The 24,065-nt window shown below is 65.9% G+C and carries 30 protein-coding genes; 5 read left to right on the top strand and 25 right to left on the bottom strand.

What is annotated here, in order from left to right:
• Positions 1 to 43: 43 nt before the first annotated feature.
• Both R1H25_RS02105 and R1H25_RS02100 read right to left on the bottom strand, forming a co-directional pair.
• Complete coding sequence (locus tag R1H25_RS02105) at positions 44 to 1,096, bottom strand: sensor domain-containing diguanylate cyclase (protein ID WP_099589043.1); 1,053 nt, start codon at positions 1,094 to 1,096, stop codon at positions 44 to 46.
• A 145-nt stretch (positions 1,097 to 1,241) separates the two neighbouring features.
• Positions 1,242 to 2,249 (bottom strand): LacI family DNA-binding transcriptional regulator, encoded by a 1,008-nt coding sequence (locus tag R1H25_RS02100; RefSeq protein WP_317222519.1) that lies wholly within the window; start codon positions 2,247 to 2,249, stop codon positions 1,242 to 1,244.
• A gap of 95 nt (positions 2,250 to 2,344) precedes the next feature.
• Here R1H25_RS02100 and R1H25_RS02095 point away from each other — a divergent pair, with 95 nt between their 5' ends.
• From R1H25_RS02095 to R1H25_RS02075, 5 genes are read left to right on the top strand one after another with little or no spacing between them, the layout of a single operon-like run.
• Positions 2,345 to 3,397 (top strand): sugar phosphate isomerase/epimerase family protein, encoded by a 1,053-nt coding sequence (locus tag R1H25_RS02095; protein ID WP_317222518.1) that lies wholly within the window; start codon positions 2,345 to 2,347, stop codon positions 3,395 to 3,397.
• 27 nt (positions 3,398 to 3,424) lie between these two features.
• Entirely contained in the window at positions 3,425 to 4,642 is a 1,218-nt protein-coding gene (locus tag R1H25_RS02090) for a nucleoside permease (protein WP_317222517.1), read from the top strand.
• A 12-nt stretch (positions 4,643 to 4,654) separates the two neighbouring features.
• A complete protein-coding gene (locus R1H25_RS02085; protein WP_317222515.1) occupies positions 4,655 to 5,779 on the top strand; it encodes a Gfo/Idh/MocA family oxidoreductase in 1,125 nt (374 codons plus the stop codon).
• A 19-nt stretch (positions 5,780 to 5,798) separates the two neighbouring features.
• Positions 5,799 to 6,662 (top strand): sugar phosphate isomerase/epimerase, encoded by an 864-nt coding sequence (locus R1H25_RS02080; protein WP_317222514.1) that lies wholly within the window; start codon positions 5,799 to 5,801, stop codon positions 6,660 to 6,662.
• A gap of 18 nt (positions 6,663 to 6,680) precedes the next feature.
• Entirely contained in the window at positions 6,681 to 6,977 is a 297-nt protein-coding gene (locus R1H25_RS02075; protein WP_049446035.1) for a cytochrome c, read from the top strand.
• A gap of 30 nt (positions 6,978 to 7,007) precedes the next feature.
• Here the strand turns inward: R1H25_RS02075 and R1H25_RS02070 are convergent, their stop codons facing one another.
• The 23 genes from R1H25_RS02070 to flgA all read right to left on the bottom strand — a co-directional run bounded on the left by R1H25_RS02070 (position 7,008) and on the right by flgA (position 24,053).
• Positions 7,008 to 7,766: a DUF1080 domain-containing protein gene (locus R1H25_RS02070; RefSeq protein ID WP_317222513.1), complete on the bottom strand. Its 759-nt coding sequence runs from the start codon at positions 7,764 to 7,766 to the stop codon at positions 7,008 to 7,010.
• The gene (locus R1H25_RS02065) at positions 7,766 to 8,341 is read right to left on the bottom strand and encodes a gluconate 2-dehydrogenase subunit 3 family protein (RefSeq protein ID WP_049446037.1); all 576 of its coding nucleotides are present in this window, start codon (positions 8,339 to 8,341) and stop codon (positions 7,766 to 7,768) included. Before R1H25_RS02065 ends, R1H25_RS02070 begins: the two co-directional genes overlap by 1 nt.
• Positions 8,341 to 10,026, bottom strand: coding sequence for a GMC family oxidoreductase (locus R1H25_RS02060; RefSeq protein ID WP_317222512.1), 1,686 nt, complete (start codon positions 10,024 to 10,026; stop codon positions 8,341 to 8,343). Before R1H25_RS02060 ends, R1H25_RS02065 begins: the two co-directional genes overlap by 1 nt.
• Positions 10,027 to 10,053: 27 nt before the next feature.
• A complete protein-coding gene (locus R1H25_RS02055) occupies positions 10,054 to 10,959 on the bottom strand; it encodes a TIM barrel protein (protein ID WP_317222511.1) in 906 nt (301 codons plus the stop codon).
• A gap of 258 nt (positions 10,960 to 11,217) precedes the next feature.
• A complete protein-coding gene (locus R1H25_RS02050) occupies positions 11,218 to 11,892 on the bottom strand; it encodes a sigma-70 family RNA polymerase sigma factor (RefSeq protein WP_317222510.1) in 675 nt (224 codons plus the stop codon).
• 1 nt (position 11,893) lies between these two features.
• Complete coding sequence (fliP, locus tag R1H25_RS02045; RefSeq protein WP_317222508.1) at positions 11,894 to 12,637, bottom strand: flagellar type III secretion system pore protein FliP; 744 nt, start codon at positions 12,635 to 12,637, stop codon at positions 11,894 to 11,896.
• Positions 12,627 to 12,986 carry a hypothetical protein gene (locus R1H25_RS02040; RefSeq protein ID WP_317222507.1) on the bottom strand — a complete coding sequence of 120 codons (360 nt, stop codon included), beginning with the start codon at positions 12,984 to 12,986 and terminating at the stop codon, positions 12,627 to 12,629. Before R1H25_RS02040 ends, fliP begins: the two co-directional genes overlap by 11 nt.
• Positions 12,983 to 13,282: a FliM/FliN family flagellar motor C-terminal domain-containing protein gene (locus tag R1H25_RS02035; RefSeq protein WP_117309241.1), complete on the bottom strand. Its 300-nt coding sequence runs from the start codon at positions 13,280 to 13,282 to the stop codon at positions 12,983 to 12,985. The genes R1H25_RS02040 and R1H25_RS02035 overlap by 4 nt, the downstream gene beginning before the upstream one ends.
• A complete protein-coding gene (locus tag R1H25_RS02030; RefSeq protein ID WP_317222505.1) occupies positions 13,282 to 14,001 on the bottom strand; it encodes a hypothetical protein in 720 nt (239 codons plus the stop codon). The genes R1H25_RS02035 and R1H25_RS02030 overlap by 1 nt, the downstream gene beginning before the upstream one ends.
• Positions 14,002 to 14,030: 29 nt before the next feature.
• On the bottom strand, positions 14,031 to 15,188 hold the full coding sequence (gene flgF, locus R1H25_RS02025) for a flagellar basal-body rod protein FlgF (RefSeq protein ID WP_317222503.1): 1,158 nt from the start codon (positions 15,186 to 15,188) through the stop codon (positions 14,031 to 14,033).
• 15 nt (positions 15,189 to 15,203) lie between these two features.
• Complete coding sequence (locus R1H25_RS02020) at positions 15,204 to 15,623, bottom strand: flagellar hook capping FlgD N-terminal domain-containing protein (protein WP_317222502.1); 420 nt, start codon at positions 15,621 to 15,623, stop codon at positions 15,204 to 15,206.
• Positions 15,613 to 15,999, bottom strand: coding sequence for a hypothetical protein (locus tag R1H25_RS02015; protein WP_317222501.1), 387 nt, complete (start codon positions 15,997 to 15,999; stop codon positions 15,613 to 15,615). Before R1H25_RS02015 ends, R1H25_RS02020 begins: the two co-directional genes overlap by 11 nt.
• A 337-nt stretch (positions 16,000 to 16,336) precedes the next feature.
• A complete protein-coding gene (locus R1H25_RS02010; RefSeq protein ID WP_317222499.1) occupies positions 16,337 to 16,789 on the bottom strand; it encodes a hypothetical protein in 453 nt (150 codons plus the stop codon).
• Positions 16,786 to 18,102, bottom strand: a complete 1,317-nt coding sequence (locus R1H25_RS02005; protein WP_317222498.1) for a FliI/YscN family ATPase — start codon at positions 18,100 to 18,102, stop codon at positions 16,786 to 16,788. The genes R1H25_RS02010 and R1H25_RS02005 overlap by 4 nt, the downstream gene beginning before the upstream one ends.
• On the bottom strand, positions 18,099 to 18,701 hold the full coding sequence (locus R1H25_RS02000; protein ID WP_064237850.1) for a FliH/SctL family protein: 603 nt from the start codon (positions 18,699 to 18,701) through the stop codon (positions 18,099 to 18,101). The genes R1H25_RS02005 and R1H25_RS02000 overlap by 4 nt, the downstream gene beginning before the upstream one ends.
• A 47-nt stretch (positions 18,702 to 18,748) precedes the next feature.
• Positions 18,749 to 19,195 carry a hypothetical protein gene (locus tag R1H25_RS01995; protein ID WP_064237849.1) on the bottom strand — a complete coding sequence of 149 codons (447 nt, stop codon included), beginning with the start codon at positions 19,193 to 19,195 and terminating at the stop codon, positions 18,749 to 18,751.
• Positions 19,192 to 20,580 carry a flagellar basal-body MS-ring/collar protein FliF gene (gene fliF / locus R1H25_RS01990; protein ID WP_317222497.1) on the bottom strand — a complete coding sequence of 463 codons (1,389 nt, stop codon included), beginning with the start codon at positions 20,578 to 20,580 and terminating at the stop codon, positions 19,192 to 19,194. Before fliF ends, R1H25_RS01995 begins: the two co-directional genes overlap by 4 nt.
• A gap of 34 nt (positions 20,581 to 20,614) precedes the next feature.
• Positions 20,615 to 20,911 carry a flagellar hook-basal body complex protein FliE gene (gene fliE / locus R1H25_RS01985; RefSeq protein WP_057499763.1) on the bottom strand — a complete coding sequence of 99 codons (297 nt, stop codon included), beginning with the start codon at positions 20,909 to 20,911 and terminating at the stop codon, positions 20,615 to 20,617.
• Positions 20,911 to 21,303 carry a flagellar basal body rod C-terminal domain-containing protein gene (locus R1H25_RS01980; protein WP_164143907.1) on the bottom strand — a complete coding sequence of 131 codons (393 nt, stop codon included), beginning with the start codon at positions 21,301 to 21,303 and terminating at the stop codon, positions 20,911 to 20,913. The genes fliE and R1H25_RS01980 overlap by 1 nt, the downstream gene beginning before the upstream one ends.
• 2 nt (positions 21,304 to 21,305) lie before the next feature.
• Positions 21,306 to 21,665, bottom strand: coding sequence for a hypothetical protein (locus R1H25_RS01975; protein ID WP_317222494.1), 360 nt, complete (start codon positions 21,663 to 21,665; stop codon positions 21,306 to 21,308).
• A 21-nt stretch (positions 21,666 to 21,686) separates the two neighbouring features.
• Positions 21,687 to 22,817, bottom strand: a complete 1,131-nt coding sequence (locus R1H25_RS01970) for a flagellar basal body P-ring protein FlgI (RefSeq protein WP_232015467.1) — start codon at positions 22,815 to 22,817, stop codon at positions 21,687 to 21,689.
• Entirely contained in the window at positions 22,799 to 23,374 is a 576-nt protein-coding gene (locus R1H25_RS01965) for a flagellar basal body L-ring protein FlgH (RefSeq protein WP_229301965.1), read from the bottom strand. Before R1H25_RS01965 ends, R1H25_RS01970 begins: the two co-directional genes overlap by 19 nt.
• Positions 23,367 to 24,053 (bottom strand): flagellar basal body P-ring formation chaperone FlgA, encoded by a 687-nt coding sequence (gene flgA, locus R1H25_RS01960; protein WP_317222491.1) that lies wholly within the window; start codon positions 24,051 to 24,053, stop codon positions 23,367 to 23,369. The genes R1H25_RS01965 and flgA overlap by 8 nt, the downstream gene beginning before the upstream one ends.
• Positions 24,054 to 24,065: the final 12 nt, after the last annotated feature.

Raw genomic sequence — 24,065 nt, 5'->3', positions numbered from 1 at the left:
TCAGGCCTCGTGCTGCGACAGCGCTGCTGCGGCCCGCGCCGACTCATTCGCCATAGCTGGCGTTGTTCTTGCCCTGGCGCTTGGCGTGGTAGAGCGCGCGGTCGGCCAGTGCCAGCCAGTCCTCGACGCTGCCGCCACGCGGCGTCGCTGCGATCCCGATGCTGACACTGAATTCGATGCCCGGCGTTGCCTGCCGCGCGGCTTCCAGAAGTTGCAGGCGAACCCGCTCTGCCACATGCATCGCATCGCCGGGCGCACAGTCGTGCAGCAGCACGACGAACTCATCACCTCCCAGCCGCGCGGGGGTATCGCCGGGCCGGGCGAAGGCGCGCAAGGTGGACGCGATATGGCGCAGCACTTCGTCCCCTGCACGGTGACCATACGAGTCATTGATGCGCTTGAAGTCATCCACATCAAGCATCAGCAGACAGGCGAAACCACCCTGCCCCTGCGCCTTGTCCAGTGCCTGCTGCGCGCGGACGATCAGGAAGCCGCGGTTGGCCAGCTCCACCAGCGGGTCCATCCGGCTCAGCCGCTTCAACTGGCGGTTCTGCGATTTCACCCGTCGCGCCAGCTGCCAGCTGAGGATGCTGAGGCCGATGCCGTAGACGAACAGGAACGGCACACTGAGCACGATCGTGCGCTGCGATGACACCGGCTGGTAGGGAAACCCAAGCACCCACCAGGTGAGCGCGAACCCCACTACCAGGGCCAGTGTGGCCCGTACCGCCAGCTTCACCCCGCCGGCGGCGATCTTGTCGGCGACCAGCAGCGCGGCGAACAACGCACTGGGTACGACGCTGAGCCCCATGAAGGCGATCCAGCCACCGCCAAAGTAGGAATCAATCACCATGCAGCGGAACTGGACCACGGCAGGCTGCCTTGAGCGCCGGGTCAGTACCAGCGCGAGCGCCGGCCAGGCCAGCGCATTGAGCAGCAGCAGGACCCACGCCAGCGCGCCGTCCTGGCGTTCGAGCATGATCGAGGCAATGGGGACCGCCCCCAACCCGTTGCCCACGAAACGCATCCAGCCGATGCGCCGTGCCGCACCGATGCCTTCGACCGAGACCTCGGTCGAGTCCGTCAAGAACGGCATTGCCGACCCCCTTGAGCGATCGCAGCTGCCACCAAGGCCCTTGCCGGGCTGCCTGCCGTTAGTCTGACAGCTCTGCGTCAATTCGGGATCAAGGTTGCAGAAGCCGTCTGGCGACAATCATGAGGCAGCGAGCGCTGCCCTGCCTTCACCCGGCCCTGGGTGCAGCCGTCGAGCCCCGCAGCATCAGGCTGAACTCCAGCGTCTGCTGCAGCGGCACATCCACGTGCTCGATGATGGCGAGCAGCAGGTTGACCGCGCGCTCGCCAATCTCCCGCATCGGCTGCCTGATCGTCGTCAGCGGCGGCGTGAGGTAGCGCGAGGAGGCCAGGTCGTCAAAGCCGACGATGGACAGGTCCTCCGGCACGCGGATGCCCCGCTCCCGGCAGGCCGCCAGGGTACCCAGCGCCATCTGGTCGCTGAAACAGAAGACCGCGGTCGGTACCGGCGCGGCGGCCAACATCGACATCGCGGCTGCATGGCCCGACTCCACGGAAAAGTCACCCGGCACGATGTTCAACTGGCGCAGGCGTCCACGCGCCTTGCCGGCTGCCCGGACCCCTTCCAGCCGTTGCTGGTGCAGCGGATTGTCGGGAGGTCCGCCCACCACTGCGATGCGTTCGTGCCCCAGCCCATACAGGTGTTCCATCACCGCGCGCGCGGCGGCCGCATTATCGATGTGGACGCTGGGAATGCCCAATGCGGGATCGAACTCGCAACCGTTGACCACCGGCGCGGCCGCGCCCCGCTGTGCGACGATCTCCCGCGCCGTGGGTGGCAGGCGATGGCCCAGCACGATCATGCCGTCGGCCTCGTTGCGCCGGAGCATCTGCGCGTAGCGTTCTTCGCGGTCGGGTTGATGCTGGGTATCGCCCAGCAGAACCGCGTAGCCGACCGCCTGCGCAGCCTCCTCCGCGCCCTGCAGGATCTGCGCGAAGAACGGATTGGCGATGTCCGGGACGGTGACCAGGATCTTGCCGCTGCGCTGGGTCTTGAGCGTGCGGGCAACCGTGTTGGGCACGTAGCCCAGCGCGGCGGCGGCCTGCTCGATGCGCGCACGGGTGGCCGGCAGGACTTTGTCCGGCCGCGAAAGCGCCCGCGACACCGTGCCTGCGGAGACGCCCACGTGCTTTGCGATGTCGTAGATGGTGGCCATGGCGTTAGTCCTCCTGCCCGCTGTGCACTGCACAACAGGTCCTGCGTGAGCCCCTGCTAGGATAATGCAATCGATTGCATCGAGGGCGAATCACGTTGAAGACGCTCAAGGGTCCAGCGCTGTTCCTGGCGCAGTTCATCGGCGACGCAGCTCCTTTTGATCGGCTGGACACGCTGGCCGGGTGGGCCGCGGGTCTGGGCTATTCTGGCGTACAAGTGCCGACCAGCGCGCCTCATCTGCTCGATCTGGCCGAGGCCGCGCGCAGCCAGGCGTACTGCGACGACATTGCCGGCATGCTGGCCGGTCATGGCGTGCAGATCACCGAGCTGTCCACCCATCTGCAGGGGCAGCTGGTCGCGGTGCATCCGGCCTACGACAGCCTGTTCGACGGATTCGCACCCGCGGACAAGCGCGGCGATCCCGCCGCCCGCCAGGCCTGGGCCGTGGAGCAGCTTCTATTGGCCGCCAAAGCCAGCGAGCGGCTGGGACTGACCGCACACGCCACGTTCTCCGGCGCACTGGCCTGGCCGTACTTCTATCCCTGGCCGCAGCGCCCACCGGGACTGGTGGAGCAAGCCTTCACCGAACTCGGTCGCCGCTGGCGCCCCATCCTCGATGCGTTCGATGCCTGCGGCGTGGACCTGTGCTTCGAGATCCACCCCGGGGAGGACCTGCACGACGGCGCGACCTTCGAACGCTTCCTCGATGTGGTCGATCACCACCCACGCGCGAAGATCCTGTACGACCCCAGCCATCTGCTGCTGCAGCAGATGGACTACCTGGGTTTCATCGACCGCTACCACGCGCGCATCGGTGCCTTCCATGTCAAGGATGCGGAGTACCACGCCAGTGCCAGCAGCGGCGTGTACGGCGGCTACCAGAAGTGGATCGATCGCCCGGGGCGGTTCCGTTCACCCGGTGACGGCCAGATCGACTTCAAGGCAATCTTCTCCAAGTTCGCCCAGTACGACTTCCCCGGATGGGCGGTACTGGAATGGGAGTGCTGCCTGAAGCACCCGGAAGACGGCGCACGCGAGGGTGCCGCCTTCATACGCGACCACATCATCCGGGTCACCGAGCGCGCCTTCGACGACTTCGCCGACAGCGGAACGGACGCCGCATCACTGCACCGCATGCTGGGAATCTGAGCCATTACCGCCCCGGGAGGGCAAGCCATGTCGCACGCCATGTCGCGCTTGGGCGCGATGATGTTTCTGCAGTTCTTCATCTGGGGAGCGTGGTTCGTGACCCTGGGCACCTACCTGGTGCAGGGCCCGCTGCAGGCCAGCGCCAGCCAGGTGGCCACGGCCTTCCTCAGCCAATCCATCGGCGCCATCGTGGCGCCGTTCCTGGTCGGGCTGATCGCGGATCGCTACTTTGCGGCGCAGCGCATCCTTGCGGTACTGCATCTGGCCGGTGCGGTGCTCATGTGGCTGGCGTCCACGGCCACCAGCTTCAGCATGTTCTCTGCCTGCGTGATGGGCTACATGCTGCTGTTCATGCCGACGCTGGCACTGGCCAACAGCGTGGCGATGCGGCACATGCAGTCGCCCGAGAAACAGTTCCCGCTGGTGAGGGTGGCGGGCAGCATCGGCTGGATCGTCGCCGGCGTGCTGATCGGCTGGCTGGGCTGGGAACAGGCGCACCGGCTTGAACTCACCTTCCGGATGGCCGCATTGGCATCGCTGGTGCTGGGCCTGTATGCGTTCACCCTGCCGCACACGCCGCCGCTGGCGCAACAGCGCGATGCCGGGCTGGGACAGATCCTGGGGCTGGATTCGTTGCGTCTGCTGAAGTCGCGTGCCTACCTGGTGTTTTTCCTGGCTTCCATCGCCATCTGCATCCCGCTGTCGTTCTACTACAACTTCACCAATCCGTATCTCAACGACCTGGGCGTGCGGGGTGCAGCAGGCCTGCAGTCGCTGGGCCAGGTCTCCGAAGTGCTGCTGATGCTGGCCATGCCGTTCCTGTTCGTGCGGCTGGGGGTGAAGACCATGCTGGCGGTCGGCATGGCCGCCTGGGTGGTGCGCTACGCCTTGTTCGCCTTCGGCGATGCGGGCAGCGGTTTCTCCCTGCTGGTGATCGGCATCATGCTGCACGGCATCTGCTACGACTTCTTCTTCGTCACCGGCCAGATCTACACCGATGCCCATGCCGGCCCTGCCGCGCGCAGCAGCGCACAGGGGTTCATCACCCTGGCCACCTATGGCGTGGGCATGTTGATCGGCACCTTCCTGTCCGGCGCGGTGGTGGAGCACTTCACCACCGAAGCCGGACCCGACTGGCAGCAGATCTGGCTGTTCCCGGCCGGTGTTGCGCTGGTGGTGCTGGTCGCCTTCCTGCTGCTGTTCCGCGATCGGCCGGCGGCTGCGGCCGCGCCCTCCACACCCTGAGGATCCCCGTCGATGCCCAAGCTTGGAATCGCCATCGTTGGCGCCGGCATGATCGGTGCAGTGCATCGTCGTGCGGCACTGCTGGCAGGTGCCGAGGTACGCGGCGTGGCCGCCTCGTCACCGCAGCGCGCGCATGAAGCAGCACACTCCTGGAATGTCCCCCGTGCCTACCGGGATATCGAGGACGTGATCGCCGATCCCCAGGTGCAGGTCGTGCATGTGTGCACGCCCAACCATCTGCACCGCGCCATGGCACAGGCCGCGCTGGAAGCCGGCAAGCACGTGATCTGCGAGAAACCGCTGGCGACGACGCTGGACGATGCGCAGGCGCTGGCGGCGTTGGCCGCCTCGACTGGATTGGTTGCCACGGTCCCCTTCGTCTACCGCTACCACCCGGTGGTCCGCGAGGCGCGCGCCCGCATCGCCCACGGTGAACTGGGGCCGTTGCACCTCATCCACGGCAGTTACCTGCAGGACTGGCTTCTTGACCCCGCCAGCAACAACTGGCGTGTTGACCCGGCGCTGGGCGGCACGTCGCGCGTGTTCGCCGACATCGGTTCGCACTGGTGCGACCTGGTGGAATGGATCAGTGGCGAGCGCTTCGCCGAAGTGAACGCGGCATTCGCCACGGTGATCGCCAAGCGCGGCGCCGTCAGCGGGCAGAGTTTCAGCACGCCAATGGCAGCCAGCGCGATGCAGGCCGTCATGAGCGAGGACGTTGCCGCGGCGATGTTCAGGACCGGCGCCGGTACGCTGGCTTCATTGACGGTCAGCCAGGTCTCGGCCGGGCGCCACAACCGCCTCTGGTTCGAGATCGATGGCGCCAAGGCCAGCGTGGCCTTCAACCAGGAGGACGCCGAACGACTCTGGATCGGCCTGCCCGACCAGCGCGAGGAGATCTTCGTACGCGGGCCAGGCGCCGGCAGTGCCGAACAGCGCCGGCTGTCCGCGCTGCCGGCCGGGCATGCACAGGGCTACGCCCAGTGCTTCGAAGCGTTTGTCGCCGACACCTATCGCGCCATCGAAGGCGATCAGCCGCAGGGCCTGCCCACCTTCGAAGACGGCCTGCGCTCGGCGCAGATCGTTGATCGTGTCATTGCATCGGCCAGGTCACGCGCCTGGACCACCATCGGTTGAATGCCGGGAGGATCTGTTGATGAAAGCCCTTTTCCGTAGAAGTGCAGGCCTCATCCTGCTGCTCGCTGCCCTGCCCGCCTTCGCAGGCGAAGCCGCCAGCACGCAGAAGCCGATCGCGGTGCAGATGTATACCCTGCGCGATGCAGGCCCGCTTGAGCAGCAATTGAAGATCGTCCACGACGCGGGCGTCCATGCGGTGGAAACGGTCGGTACGCAGAACACCAGCGCCACCGAACTCAAGCAGCTGCTGGACCGGTACTCGATCAAGGCGATTTCATCGCATGTGCCGCTGGCCGAGCTGCGCGGCAATCTGGATGGGGTGGTGGCCTTCAACCGCTCGATCGGCAACACCACGCTGGTGGTGCCTTACCTGGATGCGAAGGACCGGCCGACCGATGCGGCGGGCTGGACGGCACTGGGCCAGGAGTTGGGCCGCCTCGCCAAGCAGGTGCGCGGCAAGGACATGCGCCTGGCCTATCACAACCACGACTTCGAACTGGTCGACTTCGATGGCAGGACCGGACTGGAGCTGCTGTTCGCCGCCGCCGGTCCAGACCTGCAGACCGAGCTGGACCTGGCCTGGGTCGCGCGCGCGGGCCTGGACCCTGCAGTGATGCTGGCAAAGCTCCGCGGCCACGTATTCGCGGTGCACGCCAAGGACAATGCGCCCAAGGGCCAGGCCCAGGACGAAGGCGGATTCGCTGCGGTGGGCCAGGGCGTGCTGGACTGGAATGCGATCCTGCCTGCTGCAGCAGCCGCCGGCGTCCACTGGTACATCATCGAGCACGACCAGCCACGCGATCCGGCCAAGGTCATCCAGACCGGTGCGGACTACCTGCGTGAACATCTGACCACCCGCGTGCACGCCCGTGCGCGCCGCTGACGCATCAAGGAGCCCCACATGAGAATGATCCTGGCAATGGCTGTCGGCCTGGGCGGCATGAGCGTTGCGACGGCAGCCTGGTGCAAGGACGACCCGGCTGCGGGCGCAAAGCTCTACACCGCGAACTGCGTGGCCTGCCACGGCGCCGATCGTGCGGGCATGCCGGGCGCGTTCCCGGCGCTCACCGACATCGGCAAGCGCATGGCACCGGCGCAGATCAAGGAAAAGATCAGCAAGGGCGGTGGACTGATGCCGCCCTTCTCCCAGCTGTCGCAACAGGAAATCGATGACATCGCCAGCTACCTGGCGAAGTAAGCGGCCGGCGACCACGCCGGCCGTGTGCGGCTACAGTTCGCGCACCCATATATTGCGGTAGCTGACCTTGGAGTCATGCTCCTGCAGATACAGCGGCGCGCACGCATGAGGCGCGTACGACGGCGCACCGATGTACTCCGTCTTCCCAGCCAGCACGGTGTCATCCTGCACCAGCACGCCGTTGTGCAGCACCGTGATGCGCGCGGGCGACGCCAGGCCGCCGCCCTGCGAGAAGCGCGGCGCCTTCCAGATGATGTCGTAGACCTGCCACTGGCCCGGTGCGCGCGAGGCGTTCACCCGTGGCATGGCCTGCTTGTAGATCGAGCCCGCCTGGCCATTGGCATAGGTCGGGTTGTTGTAGCTGTCGAGCACCTGCAGCTCGTACAGCTCCTGCAGGAAGATGCCGCTGTTGCCGCGGTTCTGTCCGTCGAAGCCCTTCGTGTCGGCAGGCGTGCGCCACTCGACATGCAGCTGGACGTCGCAGAAGCGTTGCCTGGTGCGAATGCCCTTGCTGCCGGGCACGACGGTCATGGCGCCATCGGCAACCTTCCAGGGCACGCGTCCGCCCTGCTCCGACTCCCACGCGGAGACATCCTTGCCATCGAACAGCACGATGGCGTCGGACGGTGCCTTGCCTGGTGGCGTGGCGACGACTGCGGGCACGGGGGTCCACACTTCGGTCTTCTTCGGATCGCGCGCGGCGTCGGCACTGTCCTGGGCGAATGCAGATGTGGCGGCCAGCAGGCCGGTGACAATCAACAGAGATCGGGTCATCAGGCTGGTGTCCATCAGCTGGTCCCCCACGCAGGCGTGCCGGGAACATAGGCTAGGTCGCCGTCGTAGCGACCCGGCACGGCGACGTACTGCAGCACCCCGGTCGCACCGACCTTGGAGGTGAAGAAGCCGAAGATGGCCAATTGCTTGAGCATCGTGAAGTAATGCGGCATCGCCTCGCCCTCTTCAGGCGTACCGGTCTCGGTCACGTCGGCATTGCGTGCCTTGGCTTCGGCGTCCAGCGTTCGCAGCAACCCGGTGCGGGCTTCCGGCGTGAGCGATACGAAGCGGCCGCCGGCGCGTTTGTCGATGTCGGCCAGGCCGGCGCGGAACGTCGCCTGCTGCCGGGCCGTGTAGCAGTCGCTGACGAACGTCGCCATGAACGCACCGGCACCCGCGTCCTTGGCCCCGGGTGTCCTTGTCCGCGGCAGGATGGTCTCGGCGATCTCGTCCAGCATGCCGACATCGGCGTCGGAGAAATGGATCTTCGTGGCGCCCGCCGGCGCCTGCCCCTGCACCAGCGCAGGCAGGCCAACCATGGCCGCACCGGTGGCGGCAACGATCATCTTCAACAGTTCGCGGCGATCCATCAGAGGTTCCCCGCTTTCAGTTCGCGTACCGCATGGTCGGCCGCGCGCGCGGTCAGCGCCATGTAGGTCAGCGAGGGATTCACGCAGGCGCTGGAGGTCATGCAGGCACCGTCGGTCACATAGACGTTGGGCGCATCCCAGACCTGGTTGTGCGCATTCAATACCGAGCTTTTCCGATCACGTCCCATGCGCGCGGTCCCCATCTCGTGGATGCCCTTGCCCGGGGCATAGTCGTTGTCGTGCATCTTCACGTCCTTGACGCCGGCCGCTTCCAGCATCTCGGCGGCATCGGCGGCCATGTCCTTGCGCATCGCCAGTTCATTGGCACGCATGGCAACATCCATCGCCAGCACCGGCAGCCCCCACTTGTCCTTCCGGTCGTGGTCCAGGCGGATCGTATTGTCGTGGTGCGGCAGCATTTCACCGAACCCGGTCATGCCGATGCGCCAGTCGCCCGGTACGGTCAGCGCCTCCTTCAGGTCGGCTCCGATGTTCAGCTCGGCGATCTCGCGCGACCAACCGGTGCGGCTGGCACCGCCCTGGTAGCCGAAGCCGCGCAGGTAGCCACGCTTGTCCGAGGCGACGTTGCGGAACCGCGGAATGTAGAAACCGCACGGACGACGGCCGAAGTAGTACTTGTCTTCGTAACCCTCGACCCGGCCCGAGGCGCCCGCACCGAAATGGTGGTCCATCACGTTGTGCCCCAACTCACCCGACGAGGAGCCCAGCCCCCCTTCCCAGACATCGGTGGCCGAGTTCATCAGCAGCCACGTCGAGTTGAACGACGACGCGTTGAGGAAGATCACCTTGGCCGTGTACTGGTAGGTCTGGCCGGTTTCGGCGTCGATGATCTCCACGCCACGCGCGCGCTTGCGGTCCTTGTCGTAGAGCACTTCCTTGACGATGGAGAACGGCCGCAAGGTCAGGTTGCCGGTCTTCATCGCCGCTGGCAGCGTCGCCGCCTGGGTCGAGAAGTAGGCCCCGAAAGGACAGCCCAGGATGCACTTGTTGCGGTACTGGCAGTTGACGCGCCCCTGCTCAGGCATCGGCTGAGTGATGTTGGCAGTGCGCGAGTGGATCATATGGCGCGTTCCGCCGAAGGCCTTCTTGATCCGCGCGGCCACATCCTTCTCGACGATGTTCAGGGGAATCGGCGGCAGGAACTCGCCGTCCGGCAGCACGTCCAGTCCTTCGCGCGTGCCGGCGATGCCGGCGAACTTCTCCACGTGGTCGTACCACGGCGCGATGTCGGCGTAGCGGATCGGCCAGTCCGCGGCGATACCGTCCTTGAGATTCGCCTCGAAATCCAGATCGGAGAAGCGATAGCTCTGCCGGCCCCACATCAACGAGCGACCGCCCACGTGGTAGCCGCGGAACCAGTCGAAACGTTTGGTCTCGATGTAGGGCGAGTCCTGCTCGTCGGCCCACATCCCTTCCAGGTTCTCTGCGAGGCCGTAGTCGCGCATCAGCACCGGGAACTTGGCCTTCATCGCCTGCGTCGGACGGTTTCGGTGCGGGAAATCCCACGCCTCCTTCATCGCGTTGACGTAGTCCTTGGCGTGCTCGATGTTGCGGCCCCGCTCCAGCATCAAGACCTTCAGGCCCTTCTCGGTCAGCTCCTTCGCTGCCCAACCGCCACTGATTCCCGAGCCAACAACAATGGCGTCGTAGTGATTATCTGCCATGGGTTTCTCACCTGGGTGGATATCGTTTCAGACGTCGCAGAGGCGGATCGCCTCGCGCAATGAGGCAACGGGATCCGGCGCTGCAGGCGTGAACTCCTGCGCCAGATACCCCTTGAAACCGGTGTCGCGGATCGCGCGACAGACGGCCGGATAGTGGAGCTCCTGCTGGTCTCCGATCTCGTTCCGGCCAGGCACGCCTGCGGTGTGGTAATGCTTGAAGCAGGCGTGATGCTTGCCGATGGTGGCGATGATGTCGCCCTCCATGATCTGCATGTGGTAGATGTCGTAGAGCAGGCCGAAATTGTCTGAGCCCAGCCGCTGGCACAGCTCCACGCCCCACGCAGAGTGGTCGCACAGGTAGTCGCGATGATCGACCTTGGAGTTCAGCAGCTCCATCACCAGCACGACGCCACGCTTCTCGGCATGCCCGAGGATGCGCTTGAGGCCGGCCTCGGCGTTTGCCATGCCGTCATGCGGCTCCATACCGTTGCGGTTGCCGGAGAAGCAGATGAGATTGCGGTAACCGGCATCGGCCACCAGATCGATGTGCCGCGTGTAGCGCTCCGCCAGTTGGTCGTGGAACTCACGGCCGGCAAAGCCCTTGGTAAGGCCCAGCTCCGCGCCGTTGCACATCGAACTGTCCACGCCGTGCGCCTTCAGGGTGGGCCAGTCCTCCGGGCCGACCAGGTCGATCGCGGCAAAGCCGATGTCTTTTACCGTCGCGCAGAGCTGGGCGACCGACAGCTGCGGGAAGGTCCAGCGTGCGACGGAGTGCTTCAGGTTGCCCTTGAGCGGCGCCGTGGCGGCGAATGCGGGCAACGCCCGCGCGGCCGTCACGGCCCCCAGGCCAATGCTGCCGGCAACTGCGAGGCGCAGCGCATCGCGCCGCGTGAGGCCCGTCGCCGGGGCCGGTCTGATCGAATGGATGGACATCCACCTTCCGGCCTCCCAACCGGTATCAAACGCAACGATTCACAGCAATGCAATCGATTGCACCATAGGGGAGGAAATTGTCTGTTTGCAAGTCGCGGTGCACGAAAACTGATGCTGCGAGGCACAACTCCGATGCAAGCGCGGAAAAAGAAAAGCCCCGCATGGCCAGGGCTTTCTTTTCGTGGTATGGGGAGACGGCCAGCAGCTCAGAGACAAGGCACTAGGGTCCGGCTATGTCCCCCTACGGGAAAACGGGTTTCAATCAACTGCCTGCATGCTGAGTCGCAGCGCATCGAGCGCCGCACGGTGCAGCTGCGAAATGCGTCCCTTGCTCAGTCCCCACTCCTGGGCAAGCTCGATGAACGGTGTGAACTCGAAGTAGTGGCGGACGATGATCGCCTTCAACCTTAGCGGTAGCTGCTCCACTCCGGCCAGCAACTGGCCTACGACCTGCTGATCCTCGGCGAAGCGAAGCGCATCGTGACTATCGATGGCCAGCGGATTGGCCGCATCGTCCAGCATGTAGCCCAGGCCCAACCCGACGATCGAAGCGACCAACTCATTGAAGGGGTCATCGGACACGCCCTGCAGGGTGTCCAGCCGCTCCTGATAACGCTCGCTCGATGTGCTCCCAAGGATCACGCGAAGCCCATTGAAAACAGAGCCGCGTACCCGGGTCATTGCATAGGCCTGGAAGGCAATGCCGCGTGCCGGATCAAACCGATCAATCGCCTCCAGCAGTCCAATGCTGGCGTTTTGGATGAAGTCGTCCCGATCCGCGCCCAGCCGCGGGAAGCGGCGGTGTACCCGCCGCGCGATCGCAGTCGCCCACGGCCTGTAGCGCAGATAGAGCGCATCACGCGCCTGCGAGCAGCGCTGCTCCCTGAGCTGGGACCAAAGTGCCGCCTCGCCATCCGTGGCATGCGTGTCCATGTCAGTTCCAATAGCTGCCCAGCAACGCCTTGGACAGCAACACCCAGCCATCGATCAGTACAAACAGCAGTATCTTCAAGGGCAGACTGATGGTGGTCGGTGGCAGCATGATCATGCCCAGCGCCATCAGTGCCGCAGCGACCACCAGGTCGATGAGCACGAAAGGCAGGAAGATCACGAAGCCGATCTGGAAGGCGGTCTTCAGCTCGCTCAGCAGGAACGCAGTGACCAGGTGGCCGAAGCGGATATCGTCCATGGTCTTGGGCGCCGGCGCCTTGGCCATCTCGATCACCGTGCGCAGGTCCGATTCGCGCGTCTGCGACACCATGAACTCACGCAGCGGTCGGCTGCCCAGATCGATGGCCTGCTGGGCGGTGATCTGCTCACTCATGTAGGGCGCGATCGCATCATGGTTCATGCGATCAAGTACTGGCGACATGGTGAAGTAGGTCATGCAGATTGCCAGGGTGATCACCACGCTGTTGGGCGGCGTCTGCGGAATACCCAGCGCATGCCGCAGCAGGGACAGCACGATGATGATCCTGGTGAAGGCGGTCATGCCGATCATCAGCACCGGAATCAGCGACAACATCGTGAGGATCACGAAGTTGCGCAGTGCGGGCGAGTAATCCTGCTTCAGTGCCTCAGCCACGGCGTCCTCGGTCGGGCCCGCCCACGCCTGGCCGGCCACCAGCATCAGGACAGCGACCAGCGGTAGTACGCGCCAGCGGCGGTCAGCCTGCATCGGTAGCCTCCGGCTCAGCGCGTCCGGTGCCGGGCACGATCTGCGCATGCGCGGTGGACTCCACCACCGTGAAGACCGCTACACCGTCGCTGACCCGATAGAGCCGTGTGCGCGGGCTGAGCCGCACCACCTGCTCCACCCTCAGGCCCAGTGGCATGTCCGCTGCGGCCGGCACCACGCTCCAACGCCGCAACCAGCCTTTCCGGCGCGCGACGTAGAGAGCCGCGATGGCGAGCGCAAGCAGCAGGCTTGCAATGATCAGCGGCCCCACCAGTGTCGTGCCAACGCTGCCCGCTTCGCTCTTGAAGCGGATGGGCGCCGCGGCCAGAACGAACAGCGCAGCGGTCATGCGATCTCCAGGATCCGCACGCCGAAGTGGTCATCAATCGCCACCAGCTCCGCGCGTGCAACCGCCTTGCCATTGAGCAGCAGCGTCACCGGTGCTTCCAGCTGCTCGTTCAATACCACCTCATCCCCTGCCTTCAGGCCGAACAGTCGGTCCACGCTCATATCGACCGTGCCGATCTGCGCGCTCAGCGCCACCTGCACATGCCGGATCAGCGCGATGCTGCGCTCAGCCGCATCGCCCTGTTCCACCTGCGCCGGCTCGGCGCGCACCGCTTCCAACACCGATGTACGTTCCATTACTTCATTCCTGGCTGGGTTGTGTCATTGATACAGCGAAGTGCCTTGCGGCCCTCGGACGAATGCAGGCTTGCGCTGAACACGGTGTGGCCGTCGGCCGACTGCAGCTTGACCACGGCATCGGCGATACGCGAGGTGCGCAGGGTTTCACCGGGCCTGAGGGTGCTGGCAACATCCAGATCGGCACTGCCCAGCTCTAGGGTGGCGTACAGGCTCACGGTGGATGCCAGCAACGCGCTGCGACGCGATGCCAGCACGGGCCGGGAGACGCCGGCCGGGATCGGCACGAGTGCATCGCAGGCAGCCAGCGGCAGATACAGCAGGGCCTCTGCGCCTGGCAGCGACACGCTGAAGCACAGCACGCCATGACGCGCATCGCACAAGGCCGCCATCGGCGCAGCGCCTGCGATCACCTCTGCAGCCGATGGCACCAGTTCACGCAACAGATCGGCAAAGGCACGGCGGCCGATTCCTGCCGCGATGGGGCTGGACTCCCGGCCAGGGACTGCGCCCAGAGCGGCAGCAATCCGCTCCAGGCCATTGTTGCCAAGGTGCGCGAAGGCGCTGGTTCCCGTGCAGTGCCACCACTGCCCCGGTGATGCTGGCAGCGCAACGTCCGCCACCTGCACCTCGCAATGGCCAGGCTCGGCGGCCCACTGGGCGCGCCAATGGTCCAGCCGCTGCTGCAATGCTGCTTCGATCTGCGCAACACGCCTCACGCCATGCCGCCGGAACGGAAGGACCGTCATCACCCGCCCCGCGTGCTGTTGTACAGCTGTTCAATCATTTCATTGCTGACCGTCATCACCCGCGAGCTGGCCTGGTAGCCGCGCTGGATCACGATCATGTCGGCGAACTCCCGGGTCAGGTCCACATTGGACATCTCCAGGCTGAAGCCGCGGATGCGGCCAAAGCCGGTATCGCCCGGGCGCCCGATATCGCGTTCCTGCACGCTGGCGCCTGCGATCAGGCGCCCGCCCTCCAGGTGCAATGCGCTTTCGTTCGGGAACAACGCCAGTGCGACCTGCGGACCACTGCGCTTTTCCGTTTCGGAGTAGGTCAACTGCATCACGCCCTTGTCATCGAAGGTGATGCCGTTGACGGCCAGAATGCCGTGGCCATCGGTCACCTTGGCCGACAGGCTGCTGGTGGTTCCGCTCAGCGAGGTCATGCCGGTCAATGTTGCGGGGGTACCGAAATCCAGCCGGATCGCCTGCGCGCCGCCCGGCCCCTGCAGTACCACGTCCATCCCTGCGTACCCGGTCAATGGCGTGCCGTCGGTACGGAAGCGCACTTCGCCGCTGCCCACGGCCTTTCCCGAGGAATCGGTCACGGTCACCAGGAAGCTGCCCGGCGTGTTGGCGGTGTTGTTGGTGAACTTGACCGAAAGCACGCGTGACGCACCGGAGGCGTCGAACACAGTCACCGCATTGATGTTGGTGGTGGTCGAGGACGGCGCGATGTTGCCGGTGACGCGCACCTGGCTGGTCCCCACAGCTGGAATGTTGCGATAGCTGTCCAGGTCGATCGCGACCATGTTGCCGCTGCCATCCAGGCCCATCACCTGGTAGCCATTGACGCTGTCCACCAGAAGGCTGTGCTCGTCGAAGCGGAACTGGCCGGCGCGGGTGTAATGCAGGTCGCCAGCGGGGTCGCGCAGCACGAAGTAGCCGTTGCCGTTCACCGCCAGGTCGGTGGCGTTCTCCGTCTGGCGGATGTCGCCGGGGTTGGTTCGCATGTCGTCACCGGTGATGCGCGAGCCATAGCCACCTTCCACGTTGGTGAAGAACGCATCACTGCCACGAAACCCAGGTGTATTCATGTTGGATACGTTGTTGGACACCGTATCCAGGCTTCGCGAGAAGCTGAACATGCCGGAAAGACTGTTGAACAGGGCTTGGAACATGGAGGTCCGCCTGGGTCAGGGTTTGACGAGGGAGATCTGCGACAGGCGGATGCCTGTGCTGACTGATCCGGTGGCGTCGCGCACGCTCAGCTCCGGACCGGCGCTGCCAAACTGCACCGCCACCACCGTGCCCGAGCGGGCCACGCCAAGATTGGTCAGGTCCACCTGGCGATTGAGCAGGCCCACGGCCTGGTCGGAGGCACTCATCGCCAGCATCGACGCGGTGTTCTCGCTGAGTTGACGGGATTGTTCCAGTGCGGAGAACTGCGCCAGCTGGGCCAGGAACTCGCGGTTGTCGACCGGCTCCAGCGGGTCCTGGAACTGCAGCTGTGCAAGAAACAGGCGGATGAAATCTTCCTGGTCGATCGTACTGCTCTGTGCCAGTGCGGAGTTCTGCTGGGTGCCCAGTGAGCTTCCGATTGCATCAACGGCCATGCATATCTCCGGTCGGTTGAGGATAGGTGGGGGTTGCACGCCAAAGCTCGCGTGCATTGATGACGATCCGCTGCAGCTGCAGACCGTGTTGTCCTGCGAATGCCAGCAACCGCTCTGCAAGCACCTGCGCATCCTGCGCATCCAGGCGGTAATCGCGGATGCGAATGCTCAGCCCCTCGCCTGCGGTCCTGCCCCAGCGCAGCAGGCGCGCCTGCCATCGCTCGCCCAGGGCAGACAGCGCAGCGCTGGCATCCACGGCATCGGCAGCGGTAGAGGCTGCGGTGAGCCGTGCGTTCGGAGCGGCGACGGCGACGGCAGCGGCCGCGCTCTTGCCGGACATGGCAGCCACCGCCGGCGCGGGGTTGGCAGCGGCCATGCCCCGGCCATCTGCGGAGGAACCGGGGTATGCCCCGAGAGGCATGCGCGAGGACTGCATCGCTTCTGCAGCCACTCGTGTGCCGGCAAGCATCTGCGACAAGGCATTGTTGGGCAGCAGCTGCCACGCCAGCAGCATGGCCTGGCCAGCGCCATGCTCGTCGGAAGCCGCGATGTCGCGCGCAATGGGCCCAGCGTCCCCAGTGGTTTCAGGATCTGGACGCGGTGGACTGCCGTCCACGGACTCGCGGAAATCACGCGCAGGGCTGGCCGCGGAGGGGCGGACGGGGCGCGGCACCGCATCGGGCTCGCGTGCCCCCATGCCCGCTGGCATGCGTTCAATCATGCGGGCCTCCGCGCAGGCGGCCACGCAACTCCACCAGCGAATCAAAGACATGCTTCTCGGCCGCATCACGTTCGATCGCAACCACACGCGTTGCGCGGTGCGCTACCGCGCGGGCCATACGGTGCGCCGTTTCGTGCTGCTCGCGCGCGACCAGGGCATCATCCTCGGCGTGCTGCAGGCGCTGTTGGCACACCTGCACGTCCCGCCATGCGGCGTCCTCCATGCCCGCACTCGCGGTCAAGCGCGCCAGATCCAGCAGTGGACTCTGCAGTAGCCCCCGGCGCTGCTCGCTGGCCGCCTGCGCACGGTCCTGAACGACCGCGACCGCCGCAGTCGCCTCCGCAACCGCGCGCAGCGCCAGTTGGCGGGCCAGCGCAGCGCGGTCTTCACCGAAACTGCGCCAGCGCTGCAGCGCATGCAGGCCCTTGCTGCGCGGGACGCTCATGCCGCCCCCTGCAATGCGGCTGCCAGGCGGCGGTAGGCCGCTTCGCGCGGGGTCGCCTCGCTGGGCGGCTGTTGCAGCACGGCTTCAAGATGCGGCCGCTGCTCGATGACCCGGTCCAGCGCCGGATTGGCGCCCTTCTGGTGTGCCCCCAGCTCGATCAGGTCGCGCGATGCTTCATACAGCGCCAGGTGGCGTCGCGCTTCACGCGCCAGTGCCAGCTCATCGCCGCTGGCCACCGCATCCATCACCCGGCTGGCACTGTGCAGCACATCGATGGCCGGATGGTGTCCGCGCGCGGCCAGGTCCCGCGACAGCACGACGTGGCCGTCGAGGATGGCGCGCATATGGTCGGTCACTGGCTCATTCATGTCATCGCCTTCCACCAGCACGCTGTAGATGCCTGTGATCGAGCCACCCGCCTGCAGTTTTCCGCAGCGCTCGAGCATCCGTGGCAGCTGCGCGAACACCGATGGCGTGTAGCCACGGAACGTGGGGGGCTCGCCGACCGCCAGGCCGATCTCACGCTGCGCCATCGCAAAGCGGGTCATCGAATCGACCACCAGCAGCACCGAACGGCCGCTGTCGCGGAAGTACTCGGCGACGGCGTGGGCAGCGTGCGCCGCATGCACGCGGGTCACGGCCGTCTCATCGGCGGTCGCCACCATCACCACCGACCGGCGCAGTCCGGTATCGCCCAGGGAGTGGCGCAGGAAGTCGCCCACCTCGCGCCCGCGCTCGCCGATCAGGGCAAGCACGGTCACGTCAGCTTGTACCTCCCGTGCAAGTGCCCCCAGCAATGTGCTTTTGCCAACACCGCTGCCGGCGAAGACGCCGATCCGCTGGCCTTCACCCAGGGTCAACAGGGTGTCGACCGCACGGATGCCCGTGGCCAACGGCGTATCGATCGGCGCTCGGTGCAGGGGATTGATCGGCGCCCGGCGCAGCGCGTAGCGTTGCGTGCACTGTAGTGGACGACCGTCGATCGGCTCGCAGAGTGCATTCACCACGCGGCCAAGCAGGGCGTCGCCGACCGGCACTTCCAAGGTACGCTCGCAGGCACGGATCTCCTGCCCCGGAGCCAGGCCGTCGATCTCGCCGAACGGCATCAGCTGGGTGCGCCCCTGGCGAAACCCGACCACCTCGGCCAGGATCGGTGCACGCCCGTCGCGGTCGATACGGCACAACTCGCCTACACCGACCTCGGGGCCAAGCGCCTCGATCACCAAGCCGTTGTAGGACGCCACCTGGCCGAGGCGACGCACCATCGGCGCCGCGGCAATGGCTTCAAGCAGGGGGGCGCAGGCAGCCGTCATTGCGCAGCCCCTGCGCTGGCCAGTCCCTGCAGGAAGGCGGTACGCAACGCATCCAGACGCACATCCAGCCCCGCATCGTCGATCCCCAGTGGACTTTCGATCCGGCACTGGCCCGGCTGCAGGCGCGCGTCTGCTTCGATGAGGATCTCCGCGCTTGCCAGGGCCTGCGCGAACGGCACGTCCAGCGGAGGCAGTCGCAGCCGCAACGGGCGCTGCTTCTGCTCGGCCAGCGCCTGCCGGCAGGCCTGTGCAATACGCTCTTCGGCAGGCAGCGTATCCAGCACGCGAAGCATGGCGACATAAGCCAGTTGTGCCGCCGTTGCCAGCGTGGCGCGTTCCAGTTCAGCGAGCTGCGTGGGCAGCTGCAGCGACCACTGCGCCAGTCGTGCACGCTCATCCTGCAGTTCCGCCAGGGCCTGGGCGTGACGCTGCTGGCAAGCCAGTTCCGCAGCAGCCACCGCATCACGGATCTGCGCATCGGCCTGGCGCATGCCTTCGGCATGGCCGGCTTCGCGTGCTTCCTGCAACCGCTGCAGGCGCTCCTGCTCCGGATCGATACCGATCACAGGCGACGCCATCGCTTCGGCGGGCGCGAACAACGTCCCTAGCCCTACCACCCTCGGCTCATCAGCAGGCAGTCGCTGGATCATGCGGCGCGCCCCACCGCGGCCAACTGCATCGCCTCTGCCTTGAGTGCATGGGCCAGGCGCGGCGGCAGCGCGGGCACCCTGCCCAGCTCGCGCGCCACCGCCGCACCACGTGACGGCTCCAGCAGCGACACGCAGAACGATCGATCCAGCTCCCCCCAGGCCGCCAGTACGCGTGCGTACCAGGCATCCGGCAGGTGCGCCGCCAGTCCCATCAACTGCTCTACATCCAGCGACGTTTCGCTGGTGAGTCCAACCACTTCGTCGGCCAGCAGCGCCTGGGCAAGCTCGGCGATGGGCAGGCGCAACGCCTGCAGCTCACCCACCAGTCGCTTGATTCGGGATGCTGCGGCCGGTGGCAACTGGGCAAGCAGCTGGCGCCGGTCAGACGCCGCCAGCGTGGCCAGCATCAGGGCGCACTTGCGTTCGCCGCGCGAACTGTTCATGGCGCGCCCCCCTCGGCCAACCAGCCACGCATCCTGGCCAGAACGGCGTCCCGTTCGGTGCGGCTCAATCGCTTTGGGCGTCGTTGCGTAGCCAGGATCACAATCCCGCCCAGCAAGGCACCGGCAACGGCGATCAGGGCCCAACGGATCCAGGGGGTCGATGCCACCGTCTTCTTCACCGGCGATGCCGGCTGGGAGGGTGGTGGGGTCTGCGTTGCACCCAGCGCAGTGACGGCACGGGCCGCGCCGGGTGAGGCATCCCAGCGCTGGCCGCGGCCAAGCCGCGATACCGCCAGGCGATCTCCCCGCACCTCGTTGATGCCGGCTGCGGCGGCGACCAGCGCACGGATCCGCTCGACCTCGCTGTCGTCCAGGTTCGGCGGCAGGATGACCGCCACGGACAGCGTCTCGATCCGGCCCGGCGCGCGGGCGATCTCCTGGCGCGCGGTACCGTGCACGAAGGTGGACTCCTCCTCGTTCTGGTTCTGCCCGCCCTCGCTGCCGCCCGAGTGGCTGACCCGCTTGTTGGCAAGCAGGCCGTTGCCATCGCCCCCCTGCGCCAGCGGCCGTTCGCTCACTTCACGAACCGCGTCGAAGTTGAGGGTGGCCTCCACCGACACACGGAATTCTTCGTCATGCAGGACCTGCCCCAGCAGATCCACGATGCGCGCCTGCAGGCGGTTCTCCAGCCGCTGGTCTTCTTCGGCATGCCCCTGCAGATCGGCATCGTTGGCGCCATCCGCGCTTGCGGCTGCAAGCAGACCACCATCGGAATCCAGCACCGAGACCTGGGTCGGCGCCAGGCCCTCCACCGATGCGGCCACCAGGCTGCGTACACCATTGATCTGCTTGCGGGTCAGGCGCTGGCCCGGCTCCAGTGCCAGTGCGACAGACGCCTTCGAGTCATCATGCTGATCGGCGAACAGGCCAGGACGGCGGATGGTGAGGTGCACGCGCGCACTGGTGACACCGGGAAGCGCGGCGATGGTACGTTCGATCTCGCCCTGCAGGGCGCGTTGGTAATTGACCCGCTGCGCGAACTCGGTGACACCGAAGTCCGAATCGTCGAACAGCTCGAAGCCGACATGCCCCCCACGCGGCACCCCGGCCGAAACCAACCGCATGCGGGTGTCATACACCTGATCGGCCGCTACGGTGATGCCGGCGCCGCCGTCGGTGATGGTGTGTGGCACCTTCCATTCGTTGAGCGACGCGACCACCTCGGCAGCATCGCGTTCATTCATGTTGCCGAACAGCAGCTGCTGCCGGGGCGTCATCACCCACCACAGGGTCGCAATGGTCAGCGCCAGCAGCGCGACGATGCCGATGATCAGGCCAATCCGCGCCGGGCGCTGCAACGAAAGATAGAAATTCCTGGGATCCATGGACTCGGCTTGATAGATGAGAGGGAGCAGTGGCTTACAGCTGGATCCGCGCCAGTTCCTGATAGGCCTCTACCAGGCGGTTGCGCACTTCGGTAGCCAGGCTGAGATCCAGGCGTGCCTGTTCCAGTGCGATCATCACTTCGTGCACCGGCACATCACGTCCGGCGGCGAGTGCGCGGACCCCGGTCTCGGCTACATCCAGGCTGTGCTCGACATGCCCAACTCCACTGGCAAGCCATCCGGAGAAGTCCGCCGCAGGGGTGGCCGGCGCCGATATGGCCAGACTCTGTCCCTGTTCCAGCCCGATTGGGCTGATTGCCTCGATGCTCATCACTTGGCCCCGATTTCAAGCGAACGCAGCATCATGCTGCGCAGCAGGTTGAAGGAACGTACGTTGGCCTCATAGCCACGGCTGGCCGTCATCAGGGTGGTCATTTCCTGCACCAGGTCGACTTGGGGAAAACGTACCTGGCCATTGCTGTCGGCCAACGGATTGCCCGGGTCATGGACCACACGGGTAGCCGCCGGGGTCTGCTGCAGCGTGCCACCCTGCCCCAACCAGCGGCCGAACGAGCTGCCATTGCCGACCTGCCACAGCGTCACCTCCTGACCGGCAGGCACCGCGAGGTTGGCGGCCGCGATATTGCGACTGGCCGCATCCAGGCGCAGGCGCTCGTAGTTCAGGCCGTCACGCGCCACATCCAGTACTGAATCGATCGGCATGCTCAGTTCCTCCCGACTACGGCCAGACGCATCAAGCCGAACTGCCGGTTCAGCGCTTCGGTCAGTGACTGGAAGCCGACGCCTACCCCCACTAGTTCACTGACCTGCACATCCAGGTTCAGCGGCGTTTCCAACGGACGGATATCCGGCTCACGCACGTGGGCGATGGCCTGCCGCAGCCCATCACTGCGGCCCTCCACGGCCGCATCGAGCATCACCTGATACTGCGAGAAGTCCGCACGCAGCGCCAATGCACCAGGCATCGAAGCATTGGCGATGTTGGAATTGGCGATCTCGGCGCGGCTCTGGTACATGCCCAGCGCCAGCCGGATCGCGTCGATGGTGGTCTCACTGCTGGACATCATCAGCGCTCCTGTGTGCATTCATTGGATGACGAGTTCGCCGTCGAGCGAACCGGCAGCCTTGATCGATTGAAGTACGGCAATGACGTCGCGCGTGCTCAGATGCACTGCGCGCAGCGCCGAGATCAGGTCAGCGACGGTGGCGCCTTCAGGAATGCGTACGAGCGGCGCCTCTGGATCTTCGGCCTTGATCGTGGTGCTGGGCACCACCGCCGTGGCAATGCTGTGCCCAGGGCGGTAATAGATCCCATCAGGCTGTGATACCTGGTACTCGGTGCGGATCTCCACGCGCAGGCCCGCATGGGAAATGCCCACCTGGCCCAGCCGCACATCGCCGCCGGCGACGACCGTACCGGTACGCTCATTGACCACTACCCGCGCCGGCCTGTCCTGAACCACCGACAGATTCTCCAAGCGCGCGATGCGCTCCACCAGGTCTGCGGGTGGCGCGGCGAAAGACACCGTGACCTTGCCTGCGTGCGTCGCACGCACCGTCGATGTCGGCTCTGCACTGCGGATCACGCTGGCGATGCGGCTGGCATTGGTGAAGTCGGGCTCGTTGAGCAGGATGCTCAGCTCATGCCCGTCTCCGGCAACAGGCAATGGTGATGCCCGTTCGATGCTGGCTCCGGACGGAATCCAGCCCACCGTGGGGTGGTTCTTCTGCAGAGATGCGGTGACCCCCTGAAACTGGTAACCACCCACAGAGATGGCGCCCTGCGCCATTGCATACAGTCGACCGTCAGCAGCCATCAACGGCGTCAGCATCAACGTGCCACCGGTCAGGCTACGGGCATCACCCGACGAGGCGACCTGCACATCCACCATCTGTCCCGGCTCGGCAAACGCAGGCAACTTGGCGGTGACGATCACCGCCGCCACATTGCGGCTGGCAATATCGTCCTCGACCACGTTGACGCCGAAGTTGCGCAGCGTGTTGGCCACCGACTGAACGGTGGCGCGGTTGCGCTGGGAGTCACCGGAACCGGAGAGCCCGAACACCAGACCGTAGCCTGTCAGCTGGTTCTCGCGGACACCCGCGACTCGCGCGATGTCCTTCACCTTCACTGCGCCGGCGTGGGCCGCGCCGGCGTGGAAAAGTGTGGCCAGGAGTAGAACCGCGATCGAGATCCTCACATCAACCTCAGCCACTTGAAGAATCGGTAGATCACACTCTGGCGCTGGGACTCACTGACGATACCCACGCCATCCAGCTCCAGTTCGGCGTTCGCGATACGGTTGGACCACACCGTGTTCTGTGCAGACACGTCCTGCGGGCGCACGAGGCCTTTCAAGCGGATGCGCTGGTTCTCGCCATTGACGGTGAGCGTCTGAGCACCCTCGATACGCAGGCTGCCATCGGGCTCCAACGCCACCACCTGCACCGAAACCTGCGTCCTTAGCTCGCCAACGCGTGTGGTCTGTGCGCCACCTGAGTTACTGCCGCTCAGGCCAACATCGGCGTTGAAATCGGTACTGGGGGAGCGCAGCCCGGCACCAAGATCGAGCCTGCTCGACGCATCGGTGGCGGCTTGCGATTTGGCCCGGGTTGCTTCCGCGACGTACACAGTAATGACGTCACCCAGGCGATAGGCCCGATGGTCCGCCGCCAGCGCGCGGTACCGTTCGGGTTCAACCAAGCTCTGTGCCTGAGCGGCCTGGGTAGCCAGCAAAGCGCCCAGCAGGGTGGCAGCAGCCTGTTTATTCATCGACCACCACCTCTGCCGGAGCGCTGACCCGTGCCTGCACTGCCCGCTGCGATCCCAGCGGACGGACCTGGATGCGCTCACCCAGCCGTCCACTGGCCAGTGCCGTTCCCGCCACTACGATGCGGACGGCGCCGCGCTCCACCGCCAGGGTCACCTGCTGCTGTGCCGCAACTTCGGGTGCAGCCGCAAGATCCTCGGCCAGCACCGGACTCCCGGCATGCACCGCGCGCCGCAGTCGCTTGCCTCGCAGGTCGGCCAGTGTGGCAATCGCGGGCCCTTCGCAACAGGCCATGTCGATGCGGACGGGCGTTGCCTGCAGCTTCTCCCCCGGAACCATCGCCGGATAGTCGTTGCTGTAGGCCAGCACTTCGCGCAGGTCGCTCGCTGCAAGCCATACCGTGACAAGGCGGCGCGTGCCCCTCGAATCGGTTAGGCGCACCGGGACCGAGGCGCGCGCACGTGGCCAGCGCCCGGCAACCGTACCGACCTCGACCTCGGGATCAGCACCGACACCTGTGACGTCCGCCACTCGGCCCAGCACCGACACGATCGCGGTACTGCCCTGTGCCTGCAGGCGAGCCTGCACTGTCTCCACCACGCGGGCAGCGAGGTACTGGCCTGGCAACGGCGCAGGCGAGGAGTGGGCGGGCACCAGCGACGCCAGGGCAACCATCAGCATCAAGGAGTGCAT

This window comes from Stenotrophomonas veracruzanensis (assembly GCF_032911525.1).
In the GTDB taxonomy this organism is placed as follows: Bacteria; Pseudomonadota; Gammaproteobacteria; order Xanthomonadales; family Xanthomonadaceae; genus Stenotrophomonas; species Stenotrophomonas africana.
This window is presented reverse-complemented; position numbering and strand designations above follow the sequence as displayed.